This is a genomic window from Pseudomonas hygromyciniae (assembly GCF_016925675.1).
GTDB classification, from domain to species: domain Bacteria; phylum Pseudomonadota; class Gammaproteobacteria; order Pseudomonadales; family Pseudomonadaceae; genus Aquipseudomonas; species Aquipseudomonas hygromyciniae.
Genome location: NZ_CP070506.1, coordinates 947,864 through 961,461, shown reverse-complemented (window position 1 = coordinate 961,461; position 13,598 = coordinate 947,864). Strand labels below are relative to the sequence as shown.

Annotated in this window: 11 protein-coding genes and 2 pseudogenes; 8 read left to right on the top strand and 5 right to left on the bottom strand. The window is 61.9% G+C overall.

The window, feature by feature from the left end:
- Positions 1 to 145: 145 nt before the first annotated feature.
- On the top strand, positions 146 to 1,990 hold the full coding sequence (gene ggt / locus JTY93_RS04050) for a gamma-glutamyltransferase (protein ID WP_205477978.1): 1,845 nt from the start codon (positions 146 to 148) through the stop codon (positions 1,988 to 1,990).
- 160 nt (positions 1,991 to 2,150) lie between these two features.
- Here ggt and ddlA read toward each other — a convergent pair whose 3' ends face one another.
- Positions 2,151 to 3,245: a D-alanine--D-alanine ligase gene (ddlA, locus tag JTY93_RS04045; protein WP_205477977.1), complete on the bottom strand. Its 1,095-nt coding sequence runs from the start codon at positions 3,243 to 3,245 to the stop codon at positions 2,151 to 2,153.
- A gap of 154 nt (positions 3,246 to 3,399) precedes the next feature.
- On the opposite strand from ddlA, the gene JTY93_RS04040 reads away from it, so the two are divergent.
- Complete coding sequence (locus JTY93_RS04040; protein WP_205477976.1) at positions 3,400 to 4,209, top strand: AraC family transcriptional regulator; 810 nt, start codon at positions 3,400 to 3,402, stop codon at positions 4,207 to 4,209.
- Between the two features lie 107 nt (positions 4,210 to 4,316).
- Here JTY93_RS04040 and JTY93_RS04035 read toward each other — a convergent pair whose 3' ends face one another.
- On the bottom strand, positions 4,317 to 5,681 hold the full coding sequence (locus tag JTY93_RS04035; RefSeq protein ID WP_375373158.1) for an MFS transporter: 1,365 nt from the start codon (positions 5,679 to 5,681) through the stop codon (positions 4,317 to 4,319).
- A gap of 130 nt (positions 5,682 to 5,811) precedes the next feature.
- Here JTY93_RS04035 and JTY93_RS04030 point away from each other — a divergent pair, with 130 nt between their 5' ends.
- Together JTY93_RS04030 and JTY93_RS04025 are read left to right on the top strand one after the other, a co-directional pair.
- Positions 5,812 to 6,696 carry a LysR family transcriptional regulator gene (locus tag JTY93_RS04030; RefSeq protein WP_205477974.1) on the top strand — a complete coding sequence of 295 codons (885 nt, stop codon included), beginning with the start codon at positions 5,812 to 5,814 and terminating at the stop codon, positions 6,694 to 6,696.
- 72 nt (positions 6,697 to 6,768) lie between these two features.
- Positions 6,769 to 7,284, top strand: coding sequence for a GNAT family N-acetyltransferase (locus JTY93_RS04025; protein WP_205477973.1), 516 nt, complete (start codon positions 6,769 to 6,771; stop codon positions 7,282 to 7,284).
- 16 nt (positions 7,285 to 7,300) lie between these two features.
- Here the strand turns inward: JTY93_RS04025 and JTY93_RS29880 are convergent.
- The 3 genes and pseudogenes from JTY93_RS29880 to JTY93_RS04015 all read right to left on the bottom strand — a co-directional run.
- A pseudogene (locus JTY93_RS29880) lies at positions 7,301 to 7,729 on the bottom strand (methyl-accepting chemotaxis protein); the annotation flags it as partial.
- A gap of 159 nt (positions 7,730 to 7,888) precedes the next feature.
- Positions 7,889 to 8,527, bottom strand: a pseudogene (locus tag JTY93_RS29875) (PAS domain-containing protein); the annotation flags it as partial.
- 194 nt (positions 8,528 to 8,721) lie between these two features.
- Positions 8,722 to 9,054 carry a DUF2790 domain-containing protein gene (locus JTY93_RS04015; RefSeq protein ID WP_205477971.1) on the bottom strand — a complete coding sequence of 111 codons (333 nt, stop codon included), beginning with the start codon at positions 9,052 to 9,054 and terminating at the stop codon, positions 8,722 to 8,724.
- Between the two features lie 258 nt (positions 9,055 to 9,312).
- Here JTY93_RS04015 and JTY93_RS04010 point away from each other — a divergent pair, with 258 nt between their 5' ends.
- From JTY93_RS04010 to JTY93_RS03995, 4 genes are all read left to right on the top strand, one after another.
- On the top strand, positions 9,313 to 10,641 hold the full coding sequence (locus JTY93_RS04010; protein ID WP_205477970.1) for an OprD family porin: 1,329 nt from the start codon (positions 9,313 to 9,315) through the stop codon (positions 10,639 to 10,641).
- Positions 10,642 to 10,815: 174 nt separating this feature from the next.
- Positions 10,816 to 11,010 carry a hypothetical protein gene (locus tag JTY93_RS04005; protein WP_205477969.1) on the top strand — a complete coding sequence of 65 codons (195 nt, stop codon included), beginning with the start codon at positions 10,816 to 10,818 and terminating at the stop codon, positions 11,008 to 11,010.
- 235 nt (positions 11,011 to 11,245) lie between these two features.
- Positions 11,246 to 11,920 (top strand): heavy metal response regulator transcription factor, encoded by a 675-nt coding sequence (locus tag JTY93_RS04000; RefSeq protein WP_169996061.1) that lies wholly within the window; start codon positions 11,246 to 11,248, stop codon positions 11,918 to 11,920.
- Positions 11,917 to 13,323, top strand: a complete 1,407-nt coding sequence (locus JTY93_RS03995; RefSeq protein ID WP_205477968.1) for a heavy metal sensor histidine kinase — start codon at positions 11,917 to 11,919, stop codon at positions 13,321 to 13,323. Before JTY93_RS04000 ends, JTY93_RS03995 begins: the two co-directional genes overlap by 4 nt.
- The last annotated feature ends 275 nt before the right edge of the window (positions 13,324 to 13,598 follow it).

Below are 13,598 nucleotides of genomic sequence, written 5' to 3'. Positions count from 1 at the left end.
TTGCGCAATATCGATTCTGTTACCCATCGGTTTTTGACGCTCCTGCATCCCCGCTGTTAGTGTCCGCCCTCCTTCCCCGCAGATATCTGCCAGGTGCGACTTACCCGCAAAGCATCACCCCCAGGGACAACAGATCATTCTCAAAATGAACGGAGTTCAGCGCGTGCTTTTCAACCTACGCTTGCAGCGCCTTACCAGCCTTTCGGTGATCGTCGCCGCCCTCAGCCTCAGCGCCTGCCACAGCACCAGCAGCCCCGACTTGCCGCCCGCCCCGGAGCTGGGTTCGGGCTATCGCACCGATATGACAGTTCGCCACGCCGAGCGCCATATGGCGGCGGCAGCCAACCCGCTGGCAGCCGAAGCCGGGCGCACGATTTTGCGCCAGGGTGGCTCGGCCATCGATGCGGCCATCGCCATGCAGGCGGTGCTGACACTGGTGGAGCCGCAGTCCTCGGGGATCGGCGGTGGCGCCTTTATCATGCTGTGGGATGGCAAGCAGGTTAGGGCCTATGACGGCCGTGAAACCGCACCGGCCGGCGCCACGCCCGATATGCTGCTCAATGCCGACGGCACGCCGATGGCGTTTGCCCAGGCGCAGATCGGTGGTCGGTCGGTCGCCACCCCCGGTGTCCTGCGCGCGCTGAAGATGGCCCACGAACAAAGCGGCCGCCTGCCCTGGGCGCAATTGTTTGCGCCGGCAATCCAGCTCTCCGAGCAGGGCTTTGCGATTTCTGCGCGCCTGCACAGCCTGATCGCCGCCGACCGCTACATCAGCCAGTCACCAGACATGGCGGCGTATTTTCTCAATGCCGACGGCAGCCCGAAAGCCACGGGCACCCTGTTGAAAAACCCGGCGCTGGCCAATGTATTCAAACGTATCGCCAAGGAAGGGCCCGACGCGCTTTACCACGGCCCGATCGCCGAGGAGATTGCACGCAAGGTCCAGGGCCATCACCACACTGGCCGCCTCGCGTTGAACGATCTGCAGGCCTACCGCGCCAAGGAGCGCACGCCGCTGTGTACCGACTACAAGCGCTGGCAGGTGTGCGGCATGCCGCCGCCGTCTTCGGGCGGGGTGGCCATTGCGCAGATCCTCGGCACCTTGCAGGCCCTCGAAGCCCGCGACCCGCGCTGGGCCCTGGCGCCGCTCAAACCTGTGAAGACAACGACTGCCGCTGGCCTGGAACCTGTGCCCACCGCCGTGCACCTGATTGCCGAGGCCGATCGCCTGGCCTACGCCGACCGCGCACAATATGTAGCCGATCAAGACTTCGTCGCCGTGCCGGTCGCGGGCCTGCTCGCCCCCGGCTATCTGGCCAGCCGCGCGGCATTGATTGGCGAGCGCAGCATGGGCGTAGCCAAGCCCGGCCAACCGGCGGGGGTTGAGGTGGCTTACGCGCCGGATCGCTCGCCACTGCGTATTTCCACCTCGCAAGTGGTCGCTGTAGATGACCAGGGCGGCGCGGTGTCGATGACCACCACCATCGAAGCCGCGTTCGGCTCCCACGTGATGGTCCAGGGCTTCCTGCTGAATAATCAGATGACGGACTTTTCCTTTATCCCCGAAGAAAACGGCCAACCAGTGGCCAACCGTATCGAGCCGGGCAAACGCCCGCGTTCGTCCATGGCGCCGACCCTGGTCTTCGACCGCCAAAGCGGCGAGCTGCTGGCCACGGTCGGCTCTCCCGGCGGATCGCAGATCATCGAATACGTGAGCAAATCCCTGGTGGGCATGCTCGACTGGAACCTCGACCCACAAGCCGCCATCAGCCTGCCCAACTTCGGCAGCCGCAACGGCGCGACCGAGCTGGAGCAAGGGCTGTTCAGCGCGCAATTGAAAGCGGCCCTCAAGGACCGTGGGCACGCCTTGAGCGAGATCGATATGACCAGCGGTACCCAGGCCATCGTGCGAGTGCGCGATGCCCAGGGCAAGGCGACCTGGAGTGGCGGCGCAGATCCACGGCGTGAGGGGGAAGCGCTGGGGGATTGAGAACCAACCCTGGTGGCGAGGGGGCTCGTCCCGCTGGGCTGCGCAGCAGTCCCAATAAGGCCCACCGAGTAGTGTCAGGCACACCGAGGTGGCTGGTTTTGGGGCTGCTGCGCAGCCCAGCGGGGGATGAGCCCCCTCGCCACAGTCCTTGGTCTGTCCCTTAGCGGCTGATCTTCAACCCCCTGCGTGCCGTGTGCCGTTCCAGCGCCAGCTCGATCAAGCGGCTGACCAGTTCGCTGTAACTCATCCCCGCCGCCTGCCACAACTTGGGGTACATGCTGATGCGGGTGAAACCGGGCAATGAGTTGACCTCGTTGATCAAGACTTCACCGTCTTCACACAGAAACACATCAACCCGCGCCAGCCCGGCGCAGCCCAGCACTTCAAACGCCTCGACGGCCAGGGCACGGATGCGCTCGCTGGCCTCAACACTGATGTCGGCCGGCACCAGCACTTGTGCGGCCTGGTCGTCGATGTATTTGCTGTCGTAAGAATAGAAGCCGTCACGCACCACGATCTCGCCACAACCGCTGGCGATGGGACGCTCGTTGCCCAGTACCGCGCATTCGATCTCCCGGCCTTTGACAGCGGATTCCACCAACACTTTTTCATCGAAGCCCAACGCCAGCTCAACAGCGGCCAAGTACCCAGCTTCGTCAGCCACCTTGCTCACGCCCACGGAGGAGCCTTGGTTGGCCGGTTTGACGAACAGCGGCAAACCGAGCTTTTGCCGGGCCTGGTCGAAGGTTGTGCGCGCCGCGTTGCCACGGTTGAGGGTGATAAAGGGCGCCACGGCGATACCGGCATCGCGCAGCAGGCGTTTGCTGATGTCCTTGTCCATGCACACCGCCGAACCCAGTACATCGGAACCCACGAACGGCAGGTCCGCCATGCGCAGCAATCCTTGCAGGCAACCGTCTTCGCCGAGGGTGCCGTGGACAATCGGGAAGATCACATCGACATGTTCCAGCAAGCCCTGGCCCGAGGTTTCCACCAGTTGTTGGCTGGCCTTGCCCGGCACTACTGCCAGCTCGCGGTTGGACTGGTTGAGGGCGATCAGCGCAGGGTTTTCCTGGTTGAGCAGGAAGTTCGAGGTGTCATTGAGGTGCCAGTGGCCAGCCTTGTCGATGCCAATCAGCACCGGTTCGAAACGCGTGCGGTCGAGGGCGTCGACGATGTTGCGTGCCGACTGCAACGACACTTCGTGCTCAGCCGAACGGCCACCAAAAATAATCCCTACCCGCAACTGACTCATGACCCGGCCTCACTGTAGAAAGTAAGGCTTATTACCACGGGCCGTCAGCGCTTCGCCACCGTTGCGACCGCGCACAATCGTACAAGACCCCGGCAGACAGCCACCTCAGACTCAGTTAACGTCACTCCATCCGACATCTTTCGAAAAACATCCCATGGGCAAACTCACCGCGAATATCGACTGGCTGCACCGTGCGCCCCATGGCAGTGGCCTGGAGCGGATCGAAGCGTATTTTTCCGGGTTTGGCTTCGACCCTCATCGCCACGACACCTACGCCATTGGCCACACCTTGTTCGGCGTACAGAGTTTTCATTATCGCGGCAGCCAGACCCACAGCCTGCCAGGCACGACCATGGTGATCCATCCTGATGAGGTCCACGATGGCTGGGCTGGCAGCGACGAAGGCTTCAAGTACCGGATGATTTATGTAGAGCCGGCGCTGATCCAGCAGATTCTCGGCGGCAAGCCGTTGCCCTTTATCCACAACGGGCTGTCCAACGACCCATGGCTGCACCGGGCCTGCCAGGCCTTTGTGCAGCAACTCGATTGCCCGCTGGACCCGATGCAAGAGCAAGACGCGCTGTTTGACCTGGCCCACGCCCTGAACAACGCATCGGGTATCAGCGCCAACCGCAAGACCTTTGATTACCAGGCCGCCGAACGGGCCCGGGAATTTATCCACAGCGCCTTGGGGCGCAGCATCACCCTGGATGAAATGGCCGCGCATTGCGGGCGGGATCGCTGGGCCTTGTCGCGGGATTTTCGCCTGTTGTTCGGCACCAGCCCCTACCGCTACCTGACCATGCGCCGCCTGGATCTGGTGCGCAACCTGCTGGGCCAGGGTCAGTCATTGGTGGATGCGGCGCTGATCGCCGGCTTCACCGACCAGAGCCACATGACCCGGCAGTTTCGCAGCACCTTCGGCATACCGCCGTCGCGCTGGGTGAAGATGCTCGGCCGCTAACCTGTAGGAGCGAGCTTGCTCGCGAAAAACCTGAGAACGCCACGTTTATCCAGGATAAACGCAGTACAGTTAAGCTCTTCGCGAGCAAGCTCGCTCCTACACAAACCCTAAGCCGCCTCCAGAACCGGTCCGGGCCGCGATGACCTCAGTCGCAATGCCACCATCGCTCCCACCAACGCAATGCCCGCGCTCCACCACAACGCCAACTCGATCCCCTGAGCTTGACCCGCGCCCGTCGCGCCACCGGCGTTGGCCAGCGACACCAGCACCGCCAACCCCAGCGCGCCGCCGATCTGTTGCGTGGTCGAGGCCATGCCCGCCGCCACGCCCTGCTCTCCCGGCTTGACGCCAAGGCCTGCGGCCACCCACATCGCCGTCCAGGTCATGCCTTGGCCAAGGCTCAAGATAAAGATCCCCGGCAACAACGACCAGAACCCCACCCCTGTGGGCAACGCCAGGCACACCAGGGCAATCCCCAGCGCCCCGGCCAACTGGCCGCTGACCAGGGTGTTGCGCAAGCCGATTTTGACCAGCGCGCGCTCGGCCAACCAGATGCCCAGGGTACACACCAATGTCGCCGGCAAGAACGCCAGCCCGGCCTGCAGCACGCTGTAGCCGTAGACTTGCTGGTAGTACAGGGCGAGGAAGTAGTACTGCACGCCGAAGCTGCTCATAAAGACAGCGGTCAGCACCATGGCCATGCGTAACTCGCGGTAACCCAGCAGGCGCAGTGGCATCAACGGATCGCGGCCACGGTGTTCGATCCAGGCAAACAGCCCGAGCAAGGCCAGCGCCAACAGCATGCAGCCCAGGGTCGCGGGCGCCGTCCAACCCCATTCCGGCCCCTGCACCAGGGCGAACACCAGCAGCGTGCCGCCGACGGTAACGGTCAACGCACCACTCACATCAAAACTGCGACCTCGGCTGCGCTCGCCGTCGGCGGGGATCCAGTAGCGCGCCGCCAGGGCACAGCCGCCCGCCAAGGGCACGTTGACCAGAAACACCGCCTCCCAGCCCCACCATTGGGTCAGCACGCCGCCCAACAACGCACCCAACGCCAACCCGGCGGCCGACGCTGCGCTCCACACCGCAAAGGCCCGGTTGCGCTGCGGCCCTTGCGCATAGTGCGTGTTGATCAACGCCAAGGTCGCCGGAAACAGCAGCGCACCGCCCACCCCTTGTACCGCGCGCGCCAGCACCAGCAACAACGCGCTGCCGCCCAGTACCGCCGCCAACGACGACAGCGCGTACAACGACTGGCCCACCCGGTACAAACGGCGTTTGCCCAGCAGGTCCGTGGCCCGGCCACCGAGCAATAGAAAACCGCCAAACGCCACGGTATACGCGCTGACCACCCACTGTAACTGTTGGGCAGAAAAGCCCAGGTGGCTGCCGATCTGCGGCAAGGCAACAAACACAATGGTCGCGTCCAGGGCGATGATCAGTTGGGCAGTGGCCAGCAACATCAACATCCAGCCCGAGGGACGACTTGAGGGAATGGCGGGCATCACAACATCCTGTCCAAAAAAGAGTGCGGCCAGTGTCTTTCATGCCCAGTAGATGATAAATAGCCATATCACTCTTTCAGTTATGACTTTAATCATGGATCTGAACGCCGTTCGCCTGCTGGTCCGCGTCGCCGAAACCCGCAGTTTCACCCGTGCCGCCGGGGATCTTGGGCTCACCCAATCAGGTTTGTCGCGCGCCATCTCGCGCCTGGAAGCCGAGCTGGGCGTACGCCTGCTGCAACGCAACACCCGTAGCGTCAGCCTGACCCCGGATGGGCAAATGCTGTATGAACGCAGCGCACCGTTGCTGGCCGAACTGGCCGAAACCGAAAAGCTGCTGCTCGACCGTCGCAGCACGCCCTCGGGTTTACTGAAAATCAGCACCCCGTCGCTGTTCGGGCGCAAAGTGGTGATGCCGGTGATTGGTGAGCTGACCTTACGCTACCCCGAGCTGCGCATCGAAGCGGTGATGACCGACCGTCTGGTGGATATCGTCGATGAGGGTTTCGACGCCCTGCTGCGTACCGGCGAGATCCACGACCAGCGCCTGATCGCCCGGGCCTTGACGCCCCTGCGCTGGGTGACCGTCGCCTCCCCTGCCTACCTGGCGCGCTTAGGCACCCCGCAAACCGTCGAAGAACTGCACGACCACAGTTGCCTGACCGTGCGCAACCTGCGCAGCGGGCGGATGGTGGACTGGCAGTTCATGCTCGACGGCAAGGTGCGCGATGTCAGCGTCGAGGGGCGGCTGATCTTCGACATTGGCGATGCCCTGGTGGACGGCGCGGTGGGCGGATTCGGGATTGCCCAAGTGATGGACTTTGCCGTGCGCGACGACCTCGCCGCCGGGCGCTTGGTGCCGATCCTGGAAGACTTCGCCGGGCGCAGCCGCGCAATTTCCCTGGTGTATCCACCCTCGCGCCAGTACTCGCCGAAGCTGATCGCCTTTGCCGAGGCATTGGCACAGGCGCACTGGTAGGCAGCGCTTGAATCCAGCGCCCCGAGTGTGAGAAGAAAGACTGCGCGGCCACCACCAAGAGGTTTTCCAGGGATGAACCTGACATTGACGCCCCCACAGTGGGATGACGTGAACGAGTTATTGGCGTTCGAGCTGGCCAATCGGGACTTTTTCGAAAGTTGGATCAATGCCCGGCCCGAGGCGTACTACAGCGTCGAAGGCGTACAGCGCGCCATCGAGCGCGCGCTGCTGGAGGCCAGCGAAGACCGCGCCTATCAATACTTGATCCGCGAAAACGGCGTGCTGGTGGGGCGGATCAACTTTACCCAAGTGCGCCGCCGCTATTATCACTCGGCGTCCCTGGGCTACCGCATGGGGGCCCAGTTCACCGGTCGCGGCCTGGCGCGACAAGCCGTGGCACTGGGCCTGGAAAAAGCCTTTGGCGAGCATGCCCTCAAGCGCATCGAAGCCACCGTACGCCCGCAGAACCCGGGCTCGCTGCGGGTGTTGCAGCGCAGCGGCTTTACCCAGTATGGGCATTCACGCAAGGCGTTCCTGCTCGATGGGCAATGGTTCGACCTGCTGCTGTTCGAGGTTCATGCCCCATGATCGGTTGGCCTTGCGTCTAGGTGGACAACTGGTTGGCAAACTGGCCAACGGCACTCACCACTTTCTGCGCGCCGTCCTGGATCTCGACGATCACCGTGCCCGCCTCTGCCGCCAGGGACAAACCCTGCTCGGCCTGTAGCCGGCCATCGGTCATCAGCGCCACGGCATCGCGGGCCATGTCCTGGTTCTGACGCACCACGCCGACGATTTCTTCCGTGGCTTTGCTGGTACGCGAGGCCAACTGCCGCACTTCATCGGCCACCACCGCAAACCCGCGACCCTGCTCGCCGGCACGAGCCGCTTCAATCGCAGCGTTGAGCGCCAACAGGTTGGTCTGCTCGGCAATCCCGCTGATGGTCTTGACGATACTGCCAATCACCTGGGACTGGGCGTTGAGCGCCTCGATGCCCTCGCCGGCCTGTTCCATGTGCGTGGCCAGGTCGCGCATCACCTCCACCGCCTGGGTGACCACAGCGGTGCCGCGCTGGGCACTGCTGTCGGTGTGCAATGACGTGCTGTAGGCAATGTTGGCAGCCTCGGCCACCGCGCGTTCCTGATGGATCTGGTCGGTGATCACCGTCGCGAACTTGACCACTTTGTACAGCCGGTCGTTGGCATCCAACACCGGGTTGTAGGAGGCTTCCAGCCAGACTTCGCGGCCATGGGCGTCAACGCGCTTGAAGCGGCCAGCGACATATTCACCGTCGTTCAAACGTTTCCAGAAGGCTTGGTATTCAGCGCTGTTGTAATCCTGGGGCTCACAGAACATACGGTGATGTTTGCCCTGGATCTGCGCCAAGTTGTAACCCATGCCCTGGAGGAAACGCTCGTTGGCAGCCAGCACGTTGCCATTGAGGTCGAACTCGATCACCGCTGTGGAACGCACCAGCGCGGTGATCAGGTTTTCATGCTCACGGGACGCCTCGATGGTGCGGGTCAGGTCGCTGGAGTACACCGAAAACCGTTTGATGCGCCCGTCCGCGCCCCGCACCGGCTGCACGATGGAGCGCAACCACGCTTCCTTGCCATTGCCGCGCAGCAGGCGCACCGTGCCGGCAAAGTGTTCGCCACGGCTCAAGGCGTTGTTGAAGCGCTGCTGGAACTCGTCGCGCTTCACGTGCTCTGGCACAAACCCATGGATGGCATGGCCCAGCAGGTCGCTGGACTTGTAGAGCATTTCGTCGAGGAAGTTCTGGTTGACCGACTCGATCCGGCCTTCGGGGTCGAGGCTCAGGGCCAGCATCTCGCTCTCCAGGCTTTCCTTGACCTGCTGCAGGCTGGACAGTTCTTCGCGAAGAGCGGACAGCTCCTGCTTCAAGCGGGTATTGAACATGGGGAGCACCGGAGGGCAGTCAATAGTGGATTGTCTAACCATCGGCGCTGCTGGCGTTTTCTGAAGAGGACTTGAGCCCCCGACTCAACTATTTTTTCAGTCCCTCAACTGCCGTTGTTACGGCACAAACCCAAGACCTGATACTCAAGGGTCTTGAGTTGACCGCTGGAGTCTTCATAGGTCATGCGCGAGGGCACGACCTTGCAGGTCCGAACCGGCGGCGTGACACTCACCACCCGGGCGATATCCAGCTTCATCCCGTAGCGATAAGCCTGCACTTCAGGCACGGGCTTGCCTTGCTCGGCGGCATAACGCGCCATGGCCTCCTGGTTGTTTTGCATCAATTGCGCCATGGCGCGATCCCCACCGCCTTCGGCCATTGCCCCCATGGACAGAGAAAAAACCAGCACGCCCAAGGCTCGTGTTAAACGCTTCATTAAAGTGTCCTCGTCTGACTTCAAGTGGTTGAAAGTTCAGGATCGAGAGTAACTAACGCTTCCTGTCAGGAGCTTCACGGGCGGATTACGTATCCGTTATAAACCGCTGAACTGGCAAAATTGTAATGCCCATGCCACCTCGGCGTTATTCGCTGTTTGCAACTATGAGCCGGGCTCCCCGCATCAGGGATAGCTCTCCAATAAGAACGCCCCAGGCGACTAAAAAAGCTCATAGCTGCCAACACCGAGGAGCGATACATGCGTACTAACCGCACACTTTCCCTTTCCATCATCGCGGCACTGGCCAGCGCAACACCGCTGGCGGGCATGGCCGCAGAAGACAAGCCCGAAGGGTTTATCGAAGGCAGTACGCTGAACGTACTGGCGCGCAACTTTTACTTCAATCGCGATGACCGCAAAGGCCAGTCCAGCCCCACCGGAAACGGTTATTCAGAAGCGTGGGCCCAGGGCCTGATCGGCAAGTTCGAATCCGGGTTCACCCAGGGCACCGTGGGGTTCGGCCTGGATGCGTTTGCGATGTATGGCCTCAAGCTCGATTCCGGCACAGGGCGCAGCGGCGGCCGGGGCTCATTCGACATGTTGCCGGTAGACAGCGACAACCGCCCCGAAGACGACTACAGCAAGCTCGGCGGTGCAGTAAAAATGCGTCTGCTGGATACCGTGGTCAAAGTCGGCGACGTCTTCCCGCAAACCCCGGTGGTGCACTACGGCGACTCACGCCTGCTGCCGGAAAGCTTCCGTGGCGTCACGCTGGAAAACACCAGCCTGGAAGGCCTGACCTTGCAAGGTGGACGCTTGCACGCCATGAGCCAACCCACCCAAAGCGGTATGCGTGAGGGTTTTGCGACGTTTTACGCAGGCAATGTGAATGCGCCCTGGGTCGGTTACTTCGGCGGCGACTACCAGGCCAATCAGCATTGGAGCCTGAGCCTCTACAGCAGCCGCCTCAAGGACGCGTGGGATCAGTACTACTTCGGTACAGCGGTCAATTATCCGCTGACGGACGAGGTGGCGATGTTTGCCGGCTTCAACTATTACAACGCCCAGGACGAGGGCAAGCGGTTGTTGGGCGAGCTCAACAACAATATCTGGAGCGCCAAGCTTGGGGTCAAGGTCGGCGCCCATCGCCTGGCGCTGTCCCACCAGCGCAACAACGGCAACGATGACTTCGATTACCTGCGCCAGTCAGACTCGATCTTCCTCGACAACTCGATCCAATACAGCGACTTCAACTCGCCCAAGGAACGTTCATGGGCCCTGCGCTATGACCTGGACATGCAGACCCTGGGCATCCCCGGCCTGTCCTTCATGACTCGCTATGGCAAGGGCACTGGCGCTGACTACAGTAACGCCAACTCGGTGTACATGCGCCGCGACGCCTTGGGCGACCCGCTCACCGACCAGCGCCGCTGGGAGCGCGATATCGAGGCCAAGTACGTGTTTCAGGGCGGCACTCTGAAAGACTTGTCGGTACGCATTCGCCAGGCGACGGTACGCTCCAGCGCCTTTGAATCGGACCTGGAAGAATTCCGGCTGATCATGGAATACCCGCTAGCCATCCTCTGATAACACTTAACGGCAAGTGCTTACATTCACTTGCCGTTAACTAGCACTTCTTCACAATTTGCAGTCTGTCAGAACTGTAATATGCGCCTCACGTTCTCGTTAAGTTGGCCTTCATATACTGGCTTCCTCGACCGACCGCGAACTAACGGCACGGGTCTTTTGCGGAGAACGTTTATGAAGCCACTGCACATTTTATTCAGCGTTTTAATCGGTGCGGCATCCACCGCGGCCCTGGCCGATGACGGTGGTGAGCGTTCCCGCCAGTGGCTGGCCGAGTTTCGCCAGCAACAGCAGCAGATCCACGCCAGCCAAGCCGTGGCAGAGCAAAATCCAGCGCCCTCGGATGCATCGGCCCCAACAGCCATCTGAGCGGCGTACCCCGAGCACATTCATCTCTTGAAGCTTTTTTTGTGGAGCTCCTTTGGAAGGAGATGAATTTTTAGCGCCCTCACGGGCGCTTTTTTTTGCCCGCTCGATGCTATCCAACGCCCTCCTTGACCCTGAAGCTACTTCAAGGCTCAGAATTTTCCTACTTTGCGGACTACAGCCGTTATCCCGTGTAGCTCCCGTCACCTATTCGCTTATCAGTAAGAGGTCAATCTGCATGCGTATCCTTGTGGTTGAGGACGAACCAAAAACTGCCGACTACTTGCATCAAGGCTTGAGTGAGAGTGGTTATGTCGTCGATTGCGCTGCCAGCGGCATCGACGGCCTGCACCTGGCCGGGCAGCATCGCTATGAACTGGTGATCCTTGACGTCAACCTGCCCGGCCAGGACGGCTGGCAGGTGCTGGAACAGTTGCGCCGCGACAATACCTTGCGGGTGATGATGCTCACCGCCCGTGGGCGCCTGGCCGATAAGATCAAGGGCCTGGACATGGGCGCCGATGATTACCTGGTCAAGCCTTTCGAATTTCCCGAGTTGCTGGCCAGGGTGCGCTCGTTGCTGCGGCGCAGTGAGCCGATTGCGTTGCCGGAGATATTCCGCGTCGCCGACCTGGAGCTGGACCCGCGCCGCCACCGGGCTTACCGGGGTACGCGGCGCATCGACCTGACCACCAAGGAGTTCGCGCTGTTGCAGGTATTGATGCGCCAGAGCGGCGAGGTGCTGACGCGTACGCAGATTATCTCGCTGGTCTGGGACATGAACTTCGACTGCGACACCAATGTGGTAGAGGTCTCGATCAGCCGGTTGCGGGCCAAGGTCGATGACCAGAGCGACGTCAAGTTGATCCATACCATTCGTGGCGTGGGTTACGTGCTGGAAGCACGCCAATGAGAACCGGCAGTCTATCCATGCGCCTGGGGCTCACCGTCAGCCTGATGGGCGCCGGCCTGGTGTTGTTGCTGGCAAGTCTGGCGTACCTGGCCCTCACCCATGAGCTGGAAAACCTTGCGCGCAAGGGCCTGGAAAGCAAGATGGAGCAGATCCAGCACAGCCTGCTCCAGGACCTCAATACCCGCGACATCAGTGCCCGGCCCCATTCACTGCTGGACCTGGTGATGGGCCATGACAACTTCTACCTGACCATCATCGGCCCGGCGCCCGCCAACGCGGTGCTGCTGAGCGTCGGCGCCAGGCCCCAGGAGCCCTTGCTGCTGGACTTTACCGCCGGGCAAACCCTGGGCTTTCTGAACTGGACCGATGGCCGCGACAACCAGATCCTCAGCGCGTCGAGCCTGATGCGCCTGCACACCGGGGAGAACGTGCGAGTGTTGCTGTCCCTCGATCGCTCTGACGACCAGGCGTTGCTCAGTGCCTACCTGCAATCCACGGTCATCGCCCTGCCTCTGTTGCTGATCTTGATTGGCATGGGTGCGTGGTGGCTGGTGCAGCGCGGGCTCGCCCCGTTGCAGCAATTCAGCCGCGTCGCCGCCAAAGTCACCACCCAGGACCTGAGCCATCGCCTGGCCGTCGAGAATCTGCCCAGGGAACTCAACGAACTGGCCCGGGGCATCAACGTGATGCTCGATCGGCTGGATGCCGGTGTGCAGCAGCTGTCGCAATTCTCCGACGACCTGGCCCACGAACTGCGCGCGCCCTTGACCAACCTGATGGGCAAGGCCCAGGTGACGTTATCTCGCGCCCGGGCGCCCGACGAGTACAAATCGGCACTGGAATCCAGCACCGAAGAACTGGACCGCTTGGCGCGGATCGTCGCCGACATGCTGTTTCTGGCCCAGGTCAGCCATCCGGCGGCGCGGGCTTCGTTCACCACAGTGAACCTGCGGGATGAAACGCTGCGGGTCATGGAACTGTTTGCCTTGAGCGCCGAAGACAAAGCACTGAAGTTGACCCAGGCCGGCGACGCTTGGGTCCTGGGTGATCGGCTGATGATTCAACGGGCCATTTCCAACCTGCTGTCCAATGCAATCCGCCATAGCCCGTACGGCTCTAGGATTTCATTGCAGGTCGACACCCACAACCAGCGTGTAGCGCTGGCCGTGAGCAACCCGGGCCCGGGGATTGAAGCGCAACACCTGCCATACCTGTTCGAGCGCTTTTACCGCGCCGACAACAGCCGCGCCCGGTCCGAGGGCGGCACCGGGCTGGGGCTGGCGATCGTGCGCTCGATCATGAGCTTGCACCAAGGCCAGGCCGAGATCAGCAGCGTACCGGGCGGCGAGACCCAGTTCCGGCTGATATTTCCCGTCCTGGCCACCACCCCGCAAGTCCCGTAGCTACCGACCCCCTTGCCCCAACAACCCCACCCCCTGCCACACCGAGCAAACAGGTTTTAGGGCGGCTCCGCCCCCCAACGGGGGACAAGCCCCCCTCTCCACAAAAATCTATGGTCACCCCCATTTTTGCAATACTGATTAACGGGTGGTGTGGTTGGCTTGCTTAAATCTATCCGGCGTCTGTTTGGGGCATGCCCCAGCGCCACGATGAGAGTCGCGCCTGACGATCCTTAAAAGCCCGTCGGCTTCTGAAGCCGATTTTTGTGTCAGGATCT